We start from the raw sequence: 17600 nt of genomic DNA on the forward strand, positions 1-17600 counted from the left end.
TTGTACCTATGATGTATAAGTCAGAATTGATTCAATACTTCAGTTTGAAATATAGTGAAACAAAAAGTGAATATCTAAAAGATAGATATAAAAAAATACTAAGTATAGTGGATTAACAAAAACCAGTACGGCGTTGCCTCGCCTTAGCTCAAAGAGAACGATTCTCTAAGGTGCTGAAGCAACAAGTGAATCGGTTCCGTACTATTTGTACTGTCTGCGGCTTCGTCGCCTTGTCCTGATTTTTGTTAATCCACTATAAAGCAGCCATGCCGTCTGAAAACCGTTCAGACGGCATGTTTTTTGGACGGCATGGTAAATCGGTTTACGCCCACAAGCCCTGCTGTTGATTTTTCGGCACAAGGCGGCCGACACCGATACCGATGAGGCGGAACGCGTCTTCCGTCTGCGGCGGGACGCGCGCCATCAACATTTGCGCAGCCTGCAGCAGAGCTGCGCAGTCGGGCAATACGGAGGAATAAGTCAGCGTGCGCGTGATGATGCGGAAATCGTAGGTCTTCAGCTTGAGCGTTACGCTTTGGGCTTCGACGTTTTTGCGCGTGATTTGCCGCCACAGGTCTTCGGCAAGATGGGGCAGGTGTCCGGCAGCCTGCTCGAGAGGCAGGTCTTCAGGCAGGGTGATTTCTGTGGAGATTTGGAGGCGTTCGCGTTCGGCTTTGACTGGGCGTTCGTCCGTACCGCGCGCCAAATCATAGAGGCGGTAACCGTAGCGTCCGAAATGGTTTAAGAGCTCGCCGCGCTCGAAACGGCGCAAATCGCCTGCCGTCTGCATACCCAGTGACTGCATTTTTTTCAACGTGACTTTGCCCACTCCGGGGATTTTGCCCAAAGGCAGGGTTTCCAAAAATGCCGCGACTTTGTGCGGCGGCAACACAAACTGCCCGTTCGGCTTGCGCCAGTCCGACGCGATTTTCGCCAGAAATTTGTTCGGCGCGATGCCTGCGGATGCGGTCAAACCCGTTTCCACAAAAATGGCGGCACGGATTTCTTTGGCAACTTCGCTGGCATATGGGATGTTTTTGAAATTACGGGTAACGTCAAGATAGGCTTCGTCCAGTGACAGGGGTTCGATTAAATCGGTATAACGCCTGAATACGGCATGAATCTGCGCGGAAACCTGACGGTACAAATCAAAATGCGGCGGCACATACACCGCTTGCGGACACAGCCTTTTCGCCGTTGCCACCGACATCGCGGAATGCAGCCCGAACTGCCGCGCCTCATACGATGCGGCGCAAATCACCGAACGCGCGCCTTCCCACGCGACGACCACCGGCCGCCCTTTCAAATGAGGCTGTTCGCGCAGCTCTACCGATGCGTAGAACGCGTCCATGTCGATGTGGATGATTTTGCGTGAAGGCATATGTCTATACATAATATAATGCATCCATCCGATAAAGCAAAGCCCCGATGCTGGAACATCGGGGGCTTATCGGATAGAAAGGAGGCTTGAAGAAATGGCGAAAGTTATTTTATTCCTGTTTCTTTTGTTAGTTTGCGCTCCAGCCTACTAATGAAAAACTGAAATAACAAGGGGTGGCAGAACACCGCGCCCCTTTCGCCAACCTTTCTACGAGCCATTTTACTACAATAGTTTTAAAAATCAAGGATTACCTATGGTTGATGAAAAACTGGCCGAATACCGCAAACGGGCGGCAGCCAAGAGGACGATAAAAAATGTCTCTTTTAACAACGAAGCCGAGAAAGATTTACTTGAGTTTGCAAATAAAGTTGATTTTTCCCAATGGGTTAAAGAACAAATCCGAAAAGAGTTTAAAAATCGGCTCAAGTAACATAAATGCCGTCTGAACAGGGCTTCAGACGGCATTGTTCTTTGATTTTATCGGAGGTAAGGCTTGACTTTTTTTTCGTAACAACGAAATATAATGCAACCATTCAGAAAGCACTTAGCCCCGAAAGGCGGCAACCAATCGGGGCAAGTTAAGTCTGAATGGAAAGGAGCAGCAAAATGAATTGGAAACTGTTTATATTGCTGATAATTTTTCTGATTGCAACCGCGCAGGAATGTAATTAGAAAATAGCTTTTAAACAAAGGGGTGGCAGAACACCGCGCCCCTTCCGATTCAAACCTGCTGCCATTTTAACGCAATCCGATAAAAAATCAAGGAGTATGCCTGTGGAAGAAGACAAAATAGCCGAATCAAAAAAAGAGATACGAAAAGGAAAAGCGGGCGCATCGCGGGGTTTCATTTAACCGCGATACCGAACAAGCGTTATTGGATTTTGTAGATAAAGTCAACTTTTCCCAATGGGTTAAGGAGAAAATCCGTGAAGAGATGCAAAAATAGGGTGTTGGAAACAGGCAAACGGATAACGGCATATTGCCTGATTGCCACTCAAATACAGGAAATGCGGAAAAAAACACCCGAATTGGCTATAATCCCCACAAACACACTCAAGGACAACAACATGGCAGCCTCGCCCGAAGCAAAATTCACTGAAGAAAAGATTTTGTGGGTCAAACACCACACGCCGAAACTCATCACTTTCGCCATCAGCCGTCCCGAATCCTACCGTTTTAAAGCCGGACAGTTCTCCCGACTCGGTTTCTACGAAGGTGAAGGCTTTATTTGGCGTGCCTACTCCATCGTTTCCGCAGAATATGCCGACACGCTCGAATATTTTGCCGTACTCATCCAAGACGGCCCCATGTCGGCCCGTTTCGCCAAAATGCAACAGGGCAACACCATCCTGCTCGATAAAAATGCCACTGGCTTCCTCCTGCCCGAACGCTTCCCCGACGGCAAGGATTTGGTGATGCTCTGCACCGGCTCGGGCATCGCCCCCTTCCTTTCCATTCTCGAGCAACCCGAAATTTGGCAGCGTTTCGACACCATCAGCCTGATACACTCCGTTTCCTTCTCGGAAGAACTGATTTTCAACAGCCGCCTCGCCGCCCTTTCCGAACACCCTCTGGTCGGCGAATACCTGCACAAATTCCGTTTCGTCCCCGTAACCACCCGTGCCGCCAACCCCTCGGGCTTAGGCGGAAAACGCATTCCGGAACTCTTAAAAAACAACAGCATCGAACAGGCGCTGCATACCAAGTTCACCCCGGAATCCACACGGTTTATGATTTGCGGCAACCCGGAAATGGTCAAAGACACCTTCCAAACGCTGCTCGACATGGGTTACGCCATGCACCGCAACCGCATTCCCGGTCAAATCATGATGGAAAACGGTTTTTGAAAAATTACCCTACCCCCCGCACAAAACAAGTCCTCACCCAAATATGGGACTACGCCGTCCGGCGCGGCATCATTACCGACGAACGCCGCAACCACGCCGCCCCTTGCCGAACAAAAGCCAAACCCCGCAAAAACAAAAAACCGCCTAAAAAAATTTCAGACGGCATCCTGCCATCCGACAAGCGGCGGCAACCGCCAAAAACGAAAGGAAATACAATGAACATAATCGAACAAGAAATGAAACGCGCCGGGTTAAGAGAAATAGATGCCGAAATCGCCAAAATCATTGCCGACGCGCACAAAATCAACGCCGAATCGGTAAAAATAGCCCAAGAATCCCGATGGTATCCCATGATGGCGGCAACCGGGCTGGTTACCGCCATCGCCGCCGTGTTGGCACTGATATTCAAATTTGCCTGACCACAAGCCCCGCGAGGGGCTTTATCCCCCGAACAAAATGAACAGATCCGCACTATTCAACCGCTACCCCGAATGGATTATCGGGCAAGACGGCGCAAGCCGTTTCATTACCCATTGCCGCCATCCCCGTCTGATTGCCACAATCCACAGGCAGGCAGACGGCGAATGCCCGGGCGGGCATTACCGCCATTCCGAAAACGGCATCACCCTTTACGATTTTATTTTTTTCGACGGCAAACCGGCAGACAAAGCCCGATTTGCCGCCGTCCTTACCGAAACCTGCCACTATGAAGCCGAACCCGATACCGAAACGCGGCGGGCCGATATGCCTCTGGAAAAATGGCGGCAGTTCCTCGATTGGATAGAAAAAACAAATGCCGTCTGAAGCCTTCAGAGTGCGAAGCCTGCCCGTAGGGTGCAGCATTTTTTACCGACCCCAAACCTAAAAACCGCAATCAAGACCCACGCCGCCTGCCCCGACCCAGCCGCCACACCAAAACGAACCCGCCTTGCCCGTCCGATGCCTCGGGACGGACGGGCAAAACCGACACGGCACGAAAACCGCGTCGGCAAAGATGCCGTCTGAAGCCTTCAGACGGCATTTTCGGATACATTATCTGCAAACGGCAGCACACCTGCACAAACCGATTAGGCAATCGATACGGTGACGGCTGTTTACATACTTACCGGCTTTCACCAAGCAATATCAATTTAACCGATTTCCTTAATATTTTTCCTGTCCGTTTTAAACTTCGCCTTAAACACATCCGGTAAATCTTTATCGAAATACCAAAGCCCATCATCCATTTCCAATGCGCCGCCCATTCCATGCAGAACGACTTTTTCCCCCGTTAAAGGATCGGTTTCGGTAATTTCCACCTCATGCATTTTTCCCCAATCCAAAACAGGCAACTTGTGTGCACACGCCAAAACCTGTTCGTCAGAACGGCCGCACGCCTTATCGCATCGGCCTGAAACATATACGGGACAAGGCTCATCCTCTGCATAACCGTCCGGAAGGATACCGGCTGCGGCAGGACACAATCCGTATGTTTCCGCCCACGACGACAAAGCCCGTCTCGCCGCCTTTTTATTGGCAAATAATCCGGTAGGCGGATTATCCGCCACACCGTTTTTCAAAGCCGCTGTTTTCGCATTCAACATGCCGTCTGAACCTTTTTCAAACCTGACTGTCGTAAATGTTTTAAGCAGATTTTTGGCAGACACATAACAACCCGAATGATAACGCCCGACCAATTCCGCTTTAATCTTATATGCATGCAGGCTGCCCAATGCAGGAAAAAAACGGACTTCCTCCGTATTGCACCAATCAAACGGGGCTTTTCCGGAATCCAATAAAGCCGAAACCTCGCTATATACCCGTTCAAACGTACCGATGTAATTTACTTTTCCTCCGCCGTCGAAACAAGCCAGCACCCCCATACCGTCAGGCAAACCGTACAACTGTTCCCTCAACCGTTCGGGCAGCGCGGCAGGCAGCGGTTTCGGATTCATCAAACGGAAACACTGCCTAATCCATGCCTCAACCCCGTGTTCCGACAGGCTGTATTCCAAATAATCACACAATGCCGATACATCCGCCATCGCACGATGCCTGTCTTCCACAACAATCCCCAACCTTTCGATGATACTGTCCAGGCTGTGCTTGTAAAATTGCGGATACAGACACCGGGACAGCTGCACACTGCACAAAGCAGGCGATGAGAATCCGATACCCGCACGATGAAACTCATGCTTTAAAAACGTATAGTCGAAACGGCTGTTATGCGCAACCAGCACACAACCCTTCAATACCGAAAACAACTCGCCAGCAATCTCTGCAAAAACAGGTGCGTCGGCAACCATGCCGTCTGAAATCCCCGTCAGCCCCGCCACAAACTGCGGAATAGGTTTTTGAGGATTAACCAGCCACTCATGCCTCACCACCCTTCCCTGCTCAAACTTGACCAAAGCCACTTCGGTTACCCTGTCTTCATACAGATTGCCACCCGTCGATTCCAAATCAACCACGGCAACAGGCATTCCAAACCGTAAAAATACCTTTTCCAGCAAGGGCCAGCGAGAAGCAACAATCATTTTATTCTCTTTAAATTCAAACAACAAACCGATATTTTACACTTTTAAGGCATTTCATCCAACAAAACAATTGACAGAATCCGATGATTACCCTAGAATTCAAATCTTTCTTGCAGCGCACCCGTAGCTCAGTTGGATAGAGTATCTGGCTACGAACCAGAGGGTCGGGCGTTCGAATCGCTCCGGGTGCGCCAGTAAGAAAATACAATATGCGCCCATCGTCTAGCGGTTAGGACATCGCCCTTTCACGGCGGTAACCGGGGTTCGATTCCCCGTGGGCGTGCCAAATTCCAAATCCCCGAGATTATCCCTCGGGGATTTTTTATTGCCTCGGCAACTCGTTACCATATCTTTACCTACCCCCTTCATCAGAATCTCAGACGTAATCGAATCATATTCAAACCTTTGCCGTGCAAACCGATATCACATAACCGAATGCGGTGTCCGTTCAACATTTTACCCGATTGAAACGCCTGATATATCGCACCCCATCAAAGGGGCATTGCTTTTCTTAACAATCCCCTTTGACAGCAACTGACTAGGGCTTTTTTATGCCATCATCAAATTTATAGTGGATTAACTTTAAACCAGTACGGCGTTGCCTCGCCTTGCCGTACTATTTGTACTGTCTGCGGCTTCGTCGCCTTGTCCTGATTTTTGTTAATCCACTATAATATTTTCTTTCCCGATTGAAACAGGCGTAACAGAATATGCCCGAAGCTCCTTCTGCTTTTCTGTTTACCGCTGCAATATTTAGAGTATAATACCAAATTTGAGCAATGGTTCTAAAACAGTTAGGACCATTTTTCATGAGCCTGACTGATTCGTATACTCGGAGAAACTGATGCAGAATATTTTTGACCCTTTGATTATTCGTGGAAAATCCCTTATCCCCATCGTGCAAGGCGGTATGGGGGTCGGTGTTTCCGCATCGGGTTTATCCAGCGCGGTGGCGCGTGAAAACGGTATCGGAACGATTGCCAGTGTAGATTTACGCCACCTTCACGAAGACTTGCTCACCGAATCCCAAATCAATCCGAGCGAGGAGAAATATACGTCTTTGAACTGTACCGCATTGGACAGGGAAATCCAAAAAGCCAAAAGTGCTTCAGAGGGGAAAGGGCTGATTGCGGTCAACGTGATGAAGGCGGTCAAAGACCACGCCGCGTATGTCCGCCAGGCTTGCGAATCAGGGGCGGATGCAGTCGTGATGGGTGCCGGCCTGCCTTTAGACCTGCCGGAAATGACCGAGGGCTATCATAAAGATGTTGCCCTGCTGCCGATTCTATCCGAATCGCGCGGCATCAATATCGTTTTGAAACGTTGGATGAAAAAAGGCATATTGCCCGATGCGATTGTAGTCGAACATCCTGCCCACGCGGCTGGACATTTGGGTGCATCAACCGTTGAAGGCGTAAACGATGCTAAATTCGACTTCAAACGCGTGATTGAGGAAACGTTTGAAGTTTTCAAAAGTTTAGGGCTAGAAAGCGAAAAAATCCCGCTTATTCTTGCGGGAGGCATGGCAAATTTTGAAAAAGTCAAAACCGCCCTAAAGAACTGGGGAGCCTCCGCCGTTCAAATCGGTACGGCTTTTGCCGTTACCGAAGAAGGAGATGCGCACCTTAACTTCAAAAAAACGCTCGCCGGTGCGGAAACTGAAAAAGTAGTCGAATTTATGTCTGTTGCCGGTTTGCCGGCGCGCGGTGTCCGCACCAAATTCCTAGACAGCTACATCAAGCGTGAAAGCAAACTTCAGGCAAACGCCAAAGCCGACCCGCGCCGCTGTACCCAAGGATTAAACTGCCTGACCAGCTGCGGCCTGCGCGACGGGCTTTCCAAAGCAGGGCAATTCTGTATTGATATCCAGCTTGCTGCCGCATTCCGTGGAGAAGTAGATAAAGGCCTGTTCTTCAGAGGTAAAGACCCGCTGCCCTTCGGTAATGCCATACGCACCGTCCGTGAGACGATACAATATCTGCTGACGGGGAGCGAACCTGTTGCAACGCTCGGACGCTGACATCAGGTAGGATCTGATTTGCAAACAAAACGCCGTCTGAAAGCCTTTCAGACGGCGTTTTTCAGGTTGTGTTCCGGAATAGTGTTGAAAAATAAATGGGATGAGATACATTTATTTTCGTCCGATAAATCAGACCATCACGCCGAATGATTAAATAACGCCTGCACGGCATTACATCTGGCAAACCAATGCAATAAAAACACGGCTTTTTTATTTGCTTCCGGCATTATTGAAAAGTTTATCCATCGGGGTCAGATCGACCGCATTGCCTTGGCTGGTAATCCATTTGTTCTCGACGCGCCACACGCCTGCCGCGTCCTCCACGCGCACATACCAGTGGTTGGTCGGCGGAAGGGTTTTGAACACCGCCTCATATTCCGCCCTGCCGTTCTGCGCGCTGCCGACTGGCTTGAGGGCGACGGTTTGATCGTCTGCCTTACGGGTCGGGTGCATCAGCAGCAGGTTCAAAGGCTGTTTGCCGTCAAACTCGCCGCTGACAAACACTTTTGCCGCATTCATATCGGGAGAAATGAGGACCTGCACCCCGATATGCCGTCTGACGGCTTCTTCATCCCGATGAAGCTGGATGTCGATATGCTTGCCGTCTTTATAATAATCGTCCGTAACCAAATCTGTCGCGTGCTGCTGTGCGACAAAAAACATGGCGACGCTGGCGATGACGACAAAAATCGGACCCGCCATCAAGACCCACGGCCAGACGTGTTTGTACCAAGGCTTGATTGGATTGTTTTGAGACACGGTTATTCTCCGATAAAGGTTGCGTCTTCTTCCAAAACAACCGGCTTGCCGTCTGATGCACCGCTTTCGCGGTATTGGAAGATAAACTCGATAGGATGACTGCCTTTGTCCGCGTATTCCGGAATGGTAGACACTTGGACGGGAAGGGTTACTGTTTCGCGCGGAGCCACTTTTATACCGCCTTCAGGCAGCCCGGTCAGGGCTATTTCGTCAAATCCTTTGACACTTGCGGTAATCAGCTGTTCTTTTTCACTGTTGTTGATGATACGCAGGCTATATGCGTTTTCCAGCCAGCCTTTGGCGTTTTCGCGCACCATTACGCCACGGTCTTTCAAAATATCGACTTCGACCATTTTGCGCGTGGACAAACCGACCAAAAAGGCGGCGATAACCACTGCCAACACCGCGCCGTAACCTGCCACGCGCGGTCTGAGCAGCCGTTTTTTAATGTCTTTTTCGGAATATTCGTGTTCCAGCGCGCTTTCGGTCGTATAACGGATTAATCCGCGCGGATAGCCCATTTTGTCCATAATCTCATCACACGCGTCGATACAGGCGGCGCAGCCGATACATTGGTATTGCAGACCGTTGCGGATGTCGATGCCGACAGGGCAGACTTGGACGCACATCGCACAGTTGATGCAGTCGCCCAAACCCGCCTCTTCCTTGTTGACCGTTTTCTTGCGGGCTCCGCGCGGTTCGCCGCGTTCCGCGTCATAAGAAACAATCAGCGTGTCCTTATCGAACATCGCGCTTTGGAAACGTGCGTACGGGCACATATGCAGGCATACTTTTTCGCGCATGATGTGGGCGAAGAAGAAGGTCATAAAGCCGTAAAACGCTGCGGCAAACATTGCGCCGCCGCCTGCTACTCCGGTGAATAAATCGGGAACGAACTGGCGGATGGGGACAAACCAGCCTGCAAACGTGATGCCCGTCCACGCGCAAACAAGGAAAATCAACAGGTATTTGGTGGCTTTGATGCGGATTTTAGTGAAATTCCACGGCGATTTTTCCAGTTTCAGCCGTTTGTTTCTATCGCCTTCGACCAGGTTGTCAATCCACAGCATAATTTCGGTGTAAACCGTTTGCGGGCAGGAATAGCCGCACCACAGTCGCCCTGCAATCGTCGTCCACCAAAACAGCCCGAAGGCGCAAATCATCAGCAGCAGAGCGAGGTAAATCAAATCGCCCATCCCCAACGACAATCCGAAAATGAAGAAATGCCGTTCGGGGATATTGAAAACGACAGCCTGCCTGCCGCTCCAGTTGAACCACGGAATGACGTAAAACACAAACTGCGTCGCCAATACGGCGGCGATACGCAATTTGGCAAACCGCCCTTCCGCTTTTTTCGGATGGATGCGTTCGCCTTCGGGATGGATTTGAATCACGCTGGCACGCGGATCAAACGTTTTTTTCACTTTCGGTGCGGCTTTTGTTTTTTCGGACGGGCTGTGCTCGGGTTCCGGATTACCGGCTTGATTTTCCGTGGTCATGCTACGTTCCTTGATTTTTGATTAATGGTTTGTCCGTCGTGGCTACTGTTTTCTTTTCAGACGGCATTTTGCTTTTTTTGATGTCTTTACGTTTTGATATTTTCAGAAAATATATTTTTCTCAAAATACACTCTTGCTATTGTACAACTTTATGCACTTATTGATACGCAAAAAGATAAATATCCGAACAATACCGCCCCAAATGCACCTCCCCTTCACGGACAAAGCCATATATGCTGAAAACTTCCTTATTTGAATATAATTAAAAAACAACAGGTAAGAAATAAATAGGCAAATGACTGCAAAAAACGTCGATACCCCATCATAAACAAACACTATTTATTTAATAAATAATTTGTAACACTTTGTTTTCAAAAGTATAGAAACACCTTTCACATCCAAGCTGAAACCGATATCCCGATACCCGGAGCATATATCCTTCTGGCACAGCCGTACCGCCCGCTCCTCCTTTTCTTGAAAGCATATACGAATCGGGCGATAATCAACGCCGTCTGACCATCCACTTATCCAAAACACCAGCAAGGAAAATACAAAATGTCTCAACTGGCAAACGCAATCCGCTTCCTCTCCGCAGATGCCGTTCAAAAAGCAAATTCTGGCCACCCTGGCGCGCCTATGGGCATGGCGGAAATGGCAGAAGTATTGTGGACGAAATTCCTGCATCACAACCCCGCCAACCCCAAATTCTACAACCGCGACCGCTTCATCCTCTCCAACGGCCACGCGTCCATGCTGTTGTACAGCCTGCTGCACCTGACCGGCTACAACCTGAGCATTGAAGACCTGAAAAACTTCCGCCAGCTGCACAGCAAAACCCCCGGCCACCCCGAATACGGCTACACCGACGGCGTGGAAACCACGACCGGCCCGTTGGGACAAGGCATTGCCAACGCTGTGGGTATGGCATTGGCGGAAAAAATCCTTGCCGCCGAATTTAATAAAGACGGTTTGAACATCGTCGATCACTACACCTACGTCTTCATGGGCGACGGCTGCCTGATGGAAGGCGTATCGCACGAAGCCTGCTCACTCGCCGGCACATTAGGCTTGGGCAAACTGATTGTTTTATATGATGACAACAATATTTCCATCGACGGCAAAGTGGACGGCTGGTTTACCGAAAACATCCCGCAACGCTTTGAAAGCTACGGCTGGCACGTCGTTCCCAACGTAAACGGCCACGACACCGCCGCCATTCAGACGGCCATCGAAGCCGCACGCGCCGAAACCGGCAAACCGTCCATCATCTGCTGCAAAACCTTAATCGGCAAAGGCAGTGCCAACAAAGAAGGCAGCCACAAAACCCACGGCGCACCTTTGGGTGCGGACGAAATCGAAGCCACGCGCAAACATCTGGGCTGGACTTACCCCGCCTTTGAAATCCCGCAAGAAATTTACGATGCGTGGAATGCCAAAGAACAAGGCGCGAAACTGGAAGCCGAATGGAACGAACTGTTCGCGCAATACCAAACCAAATATCCTGCCGAAGCCGCAGAATTCGTGCGCCGCATGGATAAAAAACTGCCGGACAATTTCGACACCTACGTTCAGACGGCATTGAAAGAAGTGTGCGCCAAAGCCGAAACCATCGCTACCCGCAAAGCCAGCCAAAACAGCATCGAAATCTTGGCAAAAGAGCTGCCCGAACTGGTGGGCGGTTCTGCCGACCTGACCCCGTCCAACCTGACCGACTGGTCAAACAGCGTCTCCGTTACCCGCGACAAAGGCGGCAACTACATCCACTACGGCGTGCGCGAGTTCGGTATGGGCGCGATTATAAACGGTTTGGTATTGCACGGCGGCGTAAAACCCTTCGGCGCAACTTTCCTGATGTTCAGCGAATACGAACGCAACGCCCTGCGTATGGCGGCACTGATGAAAATCAACCCTGTGTTCGTGTTCACCCACGATTCCATCGGTTTGGGCGAAGACGGTCCGACCCATCAGCCTATTGAGCAAACCGCCACCCTGCGCCTGATTCCGAATATGGACGTATGGCGTCCGTGCGATACCGCCGAATCTCTGGTCGCTTGGGCAGAAGCCGTCAAAGCCGCCGATCACCCGTCCTGCCTGATTTTCAGCCGTCAAAACCTGAAATTCCAAGCGCGCAACGAACAACAACTGAACGACATCAAACGCGGTGGCTACGTCATCAGCGAAGCCCAAGGCAACGCGCAAGCCGTCATCATTGCCACCGGTTCCGAAGTCGAGCTGGCTTTGGAAGCGCAAAAAGCACTCGCCGCGCAAAACATCGCCGTGCGCGTCGTTTCCATGCCGTCCACCAACGTATTCGACCGCCAAGACGCCGCCTATCAAGCCGCCGTCCTGCCCGAAGGTCTGCCGCGCATCGCCGTAGAAGCCGGACACGCCGACGGCTGGTACAAATACGTCGGTCTGAACGGCGCAGTCGTCGGCATCAACCGCTTCGGCGAATCCGCCCCTGCCGACTTACTCTTCAAAGAATTCGGCTTTACCGTGGACAATGTGGTTGATACGGTGAAATCAGTTCTGTAACCCCACACCTAAACAAATGCCGTCTGAAACCAATTAGGGCTTCAGACGGCATTTTTATATTCTCGCTGCCATAATGCTTTCTCATCCCACCAATCTCCATTATAATATTTGCGAATTACTCTTATTTACATTTAAAAAGGAGAAACGCATGAGCACCCGTACCGAGCACGACACCATGGGCAATGTCGAAGTCCCGTCCGAAGCCTATTGGGGCGCGCAGACCCAGCGCAGCCGCAACAATTTCAAAATCGGCGGCGAAACCCTGCCGCAGCCGCTGATTTATGCTTTGGCGCTGGTAAAAAAAGCCGCAGCCGCGACCAATGTTTCCCTCGGCAGGATTAAGCCCGAACAGGCGGATTTGATTACGCAGGCGGCAGATGATGTGTTGAACGGCAAGCTCGACGGGCAATTCCCCTTAGTGGTTTGGCAGACCGGCTCCGGTACGCAGTCCAATATGAACATGAACGAAGTGCTGGCAAACCGCGCCAACGAAATCGCCGGTACGGGTTTGGCGGCGTATCAGCCCGTCCATCCCAACGATCATGTGAATCACGCACAATCGACCAACGACGCGTTCCCGACCGCCATCCACGTCGCCGCCGCGATTGAAATCAACCGCCACCTTATTCCGGCGGTAAAAGCCTTGCGCGATACATTGGACAAAAAAGCCAAAGAATTCGCCCTCATCGTCAAAATCGGCCGCACCCACTTGCAGGACGCGACGCCGCTGACTTTGGGTCAAGAATTTTCCGGCTACGTTTCCCAGCTCGACCACGGCTTAGGCCGTCTGAACGACGCGCTCAAAGGTTTGTACGAACTCGCCTTGGGCGGCACAGCAGTCGGCACAGGTTTGAACAGCCATCCCGAATACGCCGAAAAAGCCGCCGCCAAACTTGCCGAATTGTCCGGCCTGCCGTTTGTCAGCGCGCCGAACAAATTTGAAGCCTTGGGCGGACGCGATGCTGCCGTTGCCGCTTCGGGTGCATTGAAAACGCTGGCGGCAAGCCTGAACAAAATCGCCAACGACATCCGCTGGCTGGCAAGCGGCCCGCGCTGCGGTTTGGGCGAAATCAAAATCCCCGAAAACGAGCCGGGTTCGTCCATCATGCCGGGCAAAGTCAACCCGACCCAATGCGAAGCGATGACCATGGTGTGCTGTCAAGTGTTCGGCAACGATGTTACCATCGGCATGGCGGGCGCGTCGGGCAATTTCGAGCTGAACGTCTATATGCCCGTTATCGCCTACAACCTCTTGCAATCCATTCGCCTACTGGGCGACGCATGCAACAGCTTCAACGAACACTGCGCCGTCGGCATCGAGCCCGTACCGGAAAAAATCGACTATTTCCTGCACCATTCCCTGATGCTGGTTACTGCGTTAAACCGTAAAATCGGCTACGAAAACGCTGCCAAAGTCGCCAAAACCGCTTATAAAAACGACAAATCGCTGCGCGAAACCGCCATCGAATTGGGCTTGTTGACGGGCGAAGAGTTTGATGAGTTGGTCGTTCCTGCCGATATGGTTCATCCGCGCTAATCTTTCCCTCAAATAAAATGCCGTCTGAAACCTCGTTCAGACGGCATTTTCCGTGATAAGCACACTATCGCATACATTACCGGTACTTAAACAGCCTGTCTCCGACTGCCGCCATGACCGCACCCCCTACCACGACGAAAGCACCGGCATAAGCCAAACCATTCATATCCGGTGCGGAAAAAATATCAGGCAGAAGATGGTGTCCGAGTATGGAAAACATCATGGTAAAAACAGGAATCAGGGTCGTAACCACACTGACTTTGGAAGCCTCCCAGTGTTTCAATGCCTCGCCGAACGAACCGTAACCGATCAACGTATTCATGCAGCAATAGGCAAAGAATGACCATGCCGCCACGCCCTTCAAACCGCCTATGTTCGCTGGTTCGGCAAAAGGCAGGAGCACGGCGGCACTTGCCGCATAAATCAGCATCAAAATCTGTTGCGAGCTGAATTGTACCGACAACAGCTTCTGTGCCACGCCGTAACATACCCAAACCGTACTGCCTGCCGCACACAGCAACACGCCTTGCGCATACGCGCCCAAACCCGACAACTCTCCCAATTTATCGTTGAAAAACATAAATAAACCGATTAACAGCAAAACCAAACCGATTTTCTGTGCGGCAGTCATCCTGTCTTTGAACACCACCACGCCGACAAAAATCATGGTAAACGGCGAGAGCTGCCACAAAACCTGCGTCGTGGTCGGCGAAATATAATGCAGGCCTTGGGCTATCAGCACAAAGTTTGCCGAAATACCGACCACACCGAGCAATAACAGCCTAAACGTCCGCCAAGAAAAATCCCGCCGCTTCGGCAGCCGCCCGCCCAATGCCAGCAAAACAAACAATACCGCCGCCGCCACGGTAAAACGCACCCACACCAACGTCGGCGCATCGACAAACTTCAATACCTGCCGCACGGCAATCGGCAGCGTCCCCCACGTCATCGCCGCCAAAAGTGCCAACGCGAAGCCTAGGTGCGGCCTTTGGTTTTCCATCCTGATTTCCCCATTTTTAAACAACCGTATTGCCGGACGATGCCGGTTTGCCGCATCGGGCAATGATGGTTCAAGCGTTTGGCGTTTGATTCCAACCTTTTGATTTCAAACAAACCGGCTGAAGCCCGACTATTGCTTCGCGCTATTTGGAAACACCGCCTGAATTTTAAAATATAGTGGATTAACAAAAACCGGTACAGCGTTGCCTCGCCTTAGCTCAAAGAGAACGATTCTCTAAGGTGCTGAAGCACCAAGTGAATCGGTTCCGTACTATCTGTACTGTCTGCGGCTTCGTTGCCTTGTCCTGATTTTTGTTAATCCACTATACCGTCTGAAAACAGCGGGGGCGTGCGGCAGGCATCACTGCCTCAAAACGCCAGAACGGCGCAATCGCAACGTTCCGCCCAACGCAAGGGGCGGCAACAAGCCGACACAAATGCAAAAAAGAGAAACCCTGCCCCGTAAGGTTTAAGGTTTCTCCATCCTTTATGATTTCCCTCCGCGAGGATGTGCTGCCGTAAAATTCAGAACGGGATGTCGTCGTCAATGTCCTCGACCGGGGCGGCGGCCGGCACGGGTTGGCGGCGCGGCGCGGCAGGTGTTTCTTCGTGTGTTTCTTGGGGATAAGACGGGGCAGCAGGAGAAGCTTGCTGCCTTTGCGGCGCAGAACGTTGGTAGCCCTCCTGACTCTGACCGTAACCTTCCTCGTAAGGCGCGCCGCCGCTGTTTTCATTGCGCCCGCCCAACATTTTCATTTCGTTGGCGACAATATCGTAAGCAGTGCGTTCGATGCCGTCTTTGCCTTGGTATTTGCGGCTTTGGATTCTGCCTTCCAAATAAACCAGCCCACCTTTTTTGAGGTATTGCCCAGCAATTTCGGCCAGTTTGCGGTACATGGTGATGTTATGCCACTCAGTACGCTCTACACGCTGGCCGTTGCGGTCGTTCCAAGTTTCGCTGGTAGCAACTGAAAAATTGCAGACGGCTTCGCCGTTGGGCATATAGCGCACTTCGGGATCGCGTCCGAGGCGGCCGATAAGGATGACTTTGTTCAATGACATTTTTTAAACTCCTGTGATGATTTTTTCAGCGGCAGCCTGATCGAAACCCTTCTGCAACACTTTGAGATAGACGGTCTGCCCGTCGAAACTGAAACCGATGTCTTCCACGCCTTCGAGTTGCGACAAGGCGCATTGCAAGCCGTCCTGATTGCCCTGCCACACGCCGCCGACAGGGTAACTGAGGTTTTTGACGGGCTTGGGCGCGGGCGATAAAACGGCAATTACCAGCCACAGCAGCATCAATATGCTGCAAAAGGCAAACACGCCGGAAAAGCCGTATTTTTGAAACAGCAAGCCGCCTGCCGCGCCACCGGCAAACAGTCCGAGCGACTGCATCGTGTTGTACACGCCCATCGCCGTACCCTTCAGGTCAGACGGCGCGATTTTGGAAACCATAGACGGCAAACTGGCCTCCAACACATTGAAACCAATAAAGTAAACAACCAAATAAGCGGTAATCAGACCCACCGAGCGCATACCGGACAGCAAACCGAGCTGCGCCGCCGCAATACAGACGATACCCAAAACAAAAACCTGCTTGAGCTTGTTGCGCGTCTCGCCGATGATAATCAGCGGAACCATTACCACCAAACCGGCAACGGTAGAAGGAAGATAGACTTTCCAATGCTGGATTTTTTCCAAACCGAGCTGGGTCATCGCGAAAGGCAGCGCGGTAAACAATGCCATTTGTGCGGCGTGCAGGGCGAAAATACCGAAATCGAGCGTCAGCAGCCGGCGGTTTTTCAAAACTTCGCCTATGCGCGAAGGCTGCGCCTGCGTGTCCTCATGCAGCTTGGAAACCTCCGGGTCGGGAGTCATAAACGCCACCACGCCGATGCTGATGACGGTCAAAATACCGGTCAGCAGGAACAAGCCGCGCACGCCCACCGCGTCGGCAATCACAGGGGCAACGACGAGGCTGACCGAAAACGTCAGACCGATACTCAAACCGATCATCGCCATTGCGCGGGTACGTACGCCGTCGCGCGTCAAATCCGCCAGCAGCGCGGTAACCGCCGCACTGACCGCTCCCGCACCCTGTATGGCGCGTGCGGCGACCAGCATGGGCAGCGTATCGGCGGCGGCGGCAAGGAAGCTGCCCGCTGCAAACACAATCAGCCCCGCATAAATGGTTTTCTTGCGCCCGAACTTGTCGGAAGCGATACCCAAAGGCAGTTGCAGCAATGCCTGCGTCAGCCCGTAAATGCCCATTGCCAGCCCGACCAGCGTTTTGTTGCCTTCCGCGCCGGGCAGCGAGGCGGCATACACCGCCAATACGGGCAGCACGAGGAACATACCCAGCATACGCAGCGCGTACACGCCGGAAAGCGTCGTACTGGCGCGCCATTCGTGCGGAAACATTTGGATGCGGTTGTCTCTTGCCATAAATAATTTTTCAGACGGCATCAACAGTTGCAATGCCGTCTGAACTTCCAGTGAACAGA

The 17600-nt window shown here is 51.6% G+C and carries 15 protein-coding genes, 2 tRNA genes and 1 pseudogene; 9 read left to right on the plus strand and 9 right to left on the minus strand.

What is annotated here, in order from left to right:
- Window positions 1-322: 322 nt before the first annotated feature.
- Entirely contained in the window at window positions 323-1381 is a 1059-nt protein-coding gene (gene dinB / locus Q9J80_RS03660; protein WP_301672745.1) for a DNA polymerase IV, read from the minus strand.
- A 253-nt stretch (window positions 1382-1634) separates the two neighbouring features.
- Here dinB and Q9J80_RS03665 point away from each other — a divergent pair, with 253 nt between their 5' ends.
- From Q9J80_RS03665 to Q9J80_RS03675, 3 genes are all read left to right on the plus strand, one after another.
- On the plus strand, window positions 1635-1811 hold the full coding sequence (locus Q9J80_RS03665; RefSeq protein WP_167435370.1) for a hypothetical protein: 177 nt from the start codon (window positions 1635-1637) through the stop codon (window positions 1809-1811).
- Window positions 1812-2448: 637 nt separating this feature from the next.
- Window positions 2449-3228 carry a ferredoxin--NADP reductase gene (locus Q9J80_RS03670; protein ID WP_301672746.1) on the plus strand — a complete coding sequence of 260 codons (780 nt, stop codon included), beginning with the start codon at window positions 2449-2451 and terminating at the stop codon, window positions 3226-3228.
- A complete protein-coding gene (locus tag Q9J80_RS03675; protein WP_239991664.1) occupies window positions 3225-3647 on the plus strand; it encodes a hypothetical protein in 423 nt (140 codons plus the stop codon). Before Q9J80_RS03670 ends, Q9J80_RS03675 begins: the two co-directional genes overlap by 4 nt.
- A gap of 52 nt (window positions 3648-3699) precedes the next feature.
- Here Q9J80_RS03675 and Q9J80_RS10875 read toward each other — a convergent pair whose 3' ends face one another.
- Window positions 3700-3828 (minus strand): hypothetical protein, encoded by a 129-nt coding sequence (locus Q9J80_RS10875; protein WP_308017661.1) that lies wholly within the window; start codon window positions 3826-3828, stop codon window positions 3700-3702.
- Here Q9J80_RS10875 and Q9J80_RS10880 point away from each other — a divergent pair.
- Window positions 3813-4032: pseudogene (locus Q9J80_RS10880) on the plus strand (hypothetical protein). The gene Q9J80_RS10875 and the pseudogene Q9J80_RS10880 overlap by 16 nt on opposite strands.
- 70 nt (window positions 4033-4102) lie before the next feature.
- On the opposite strand, the gene Q9J80_RS03685 reads toward Q9J80_RS10880, so the two are convergent.
- Window positions 4103-4249, minus strand: coding sequence for a hypothetical protein (locus Q9J80_RS03685; RefSeq protein WP_239991665.1), 147 nt, complete (start codon window positions 4247-4249; stop codon window positions 4103-4105).
- Between the two features lie 109 nt (window positions 4250-4358).
- Entirely contained in the window at window positions 4359-5744 is a 1386-nt protein-coding gene (locus Q9J80_RS03690; RefSeq protein WP_301672736.1) for a 3'-5' exonuclease, read from the minus strand.
- Between the two features lie 117 nt (window positions 5745-5861).
- On the opposite strand from Q9J80_RS03690, the gene Q9J80_RS03695 reads away from it, so the two are divergent.
- The 3 genes from Q9J80_RS03695 to Q9J80_RS03705 all read left to right on the plus strand — a co-directional run bounded on the left by Q9J80_RS03695 (window position 5862) and on the right by Q9J80_RS03705 (window position 7764).
- Window positions 5862-5938: transfer RNA gene (locus Q9J80_RS03695), tRNA-Arg, on the plus strand.
- 17 nt (window positions 5939-5955) lie between these two features.
- Window positions 5956-6030, plus strand: a tRNA-Glu gene (locus Q9J80_RS03700).
- Window positions 6031-6588: 558 nt separating this feature from the next.
- Window positions 6589-7764, plus strand: a complete 1176-nt coding sequence (locus Q9J80_RS03705) for an NAD(P)H-dependent flavin oxidoreductase (protein WP_118792237.1) — start codon at window positions 6589-6591, stop codon at window positions 7762-7764.
- Window positions 7765-7974: 210 nt separating this feature from the next.
- Here the strand turns inward: Q9J80_RS03705 and Q9J80_RS03710 are convergent, their stop codons facing one another.
- Together Q9J80_RS03710 and ccoG are read right to left on the minus strand one after the other, a co-directional pair.
- The gene (locus tag Q9J80_RS03710; protein WP_118792238.1) at window positions 7975-8523 is read right to left on the minus strand and encodes a FixH family protein; all 549 of its coding nucleotides are present in this window, start codon (window positions 8521-8523) and stop codon (window positions 7975-7977) included.
- A 2-nt stretch (window positions 8524-8525) separates the two neighbouring features.
- On the minus strand, window positions 8526-10022 hold the full coding sequence (ccoG, locus tag Q9J80_RS03715) for a cytochrome c oxidase accessory protein CcoG (protein WP_196428787.1): 1497 nt from the start codon (window positions 10020-10022) through the stop codon (window positions 8526-8528).
- A 555-nt stretch (window positions 10023-10577) separates the two neighbouring features.
- Here ccoG and tkt point away from each other — a divergent pair.
- Together tkt and fumC are read left to right on the plus strand one after the other, a co-directional pair.
- Window positions 10578-12557: a transketolase gene (gene tkt / locus Q9J80_RS03720; protein ID WP_304672722.1), complete on the plus strand. Its 1980-nt coding sequence runs from the start codon at window positions 10578-10580 to the stop codon at window positions 12555-12557.
- Between the two features lie 148 nt (window positions 12558-12705).
- The gene (fumC, locus tag Q9J80_RS03725; RefSeq protein ID WP_304672723.1) at window positions 12706-14094 is read left to right on the plus strand and encodes a class II fumarate hydratase; all 1389 of its coding nucleotides are present in this window, start codon (window positions 12706-12708) and stop codon (window positions 14092-14094) included.
- A 76-nt stretch (window positions 14095-14170) separates the two neighbouring features.
- On the opposite strand, the gene Q9J80_RS03730 is transcribed toward fumC, so the two are convergent.
- The 3 genes from Q9J80_RS03730 to Q9J80_RS03740 all read right to left on the minus strand — a co-directional run bounded on the left by Q9J80_RS03730 (window position 14171) and on the right by Q9J80_RS03740 (window position 17541).
- Window positions 14171-15094, minus strand: a complete 924-nt coding sequence (locus Q9J80_RS03730; protein ID WP_304672724.1) for a DMT family transporter — start codon at window positions 15092-15094, stop codon at window positions 14171-14173.
- 524 nt (window positions 15095-15618) lie between these two features.
- On the minus strand, window positions 15619-16155 hold the full coding sequence (locus Q9J80_RS03735) for a single-stranded DNA-binding protein (RefSeq protein ID WP_301672740.1): 537 nt from the start codon (window positions 16153-16155) through the stop codon (window positions 15619-15621).
- Window positions 16156-16158: 3 nt separating this feature from the next.
- Window positions 16159-17541 (minus strand): MFS transporter, encoded by a 1383-nt coding sequence (locus Q9J80_RS03740; protein ID WP_301672747.1) that lies wholly within the window; start codon window positions 17539-17541, stop codon window positions 16159-16161.
- Window positions 17542-17600: the final 59 nt, after the last annotated feature.

The organism is Neisseria blantyrii (genome assembly GCF_962747855.1).
Taxonomy (GTDB): domain Bacteria; phylum Pseudomonadota; class Gammaproteobacteria; order Burkholderiales; family Neisseriaceae; genus Neisseria; species Neisseria viridiae.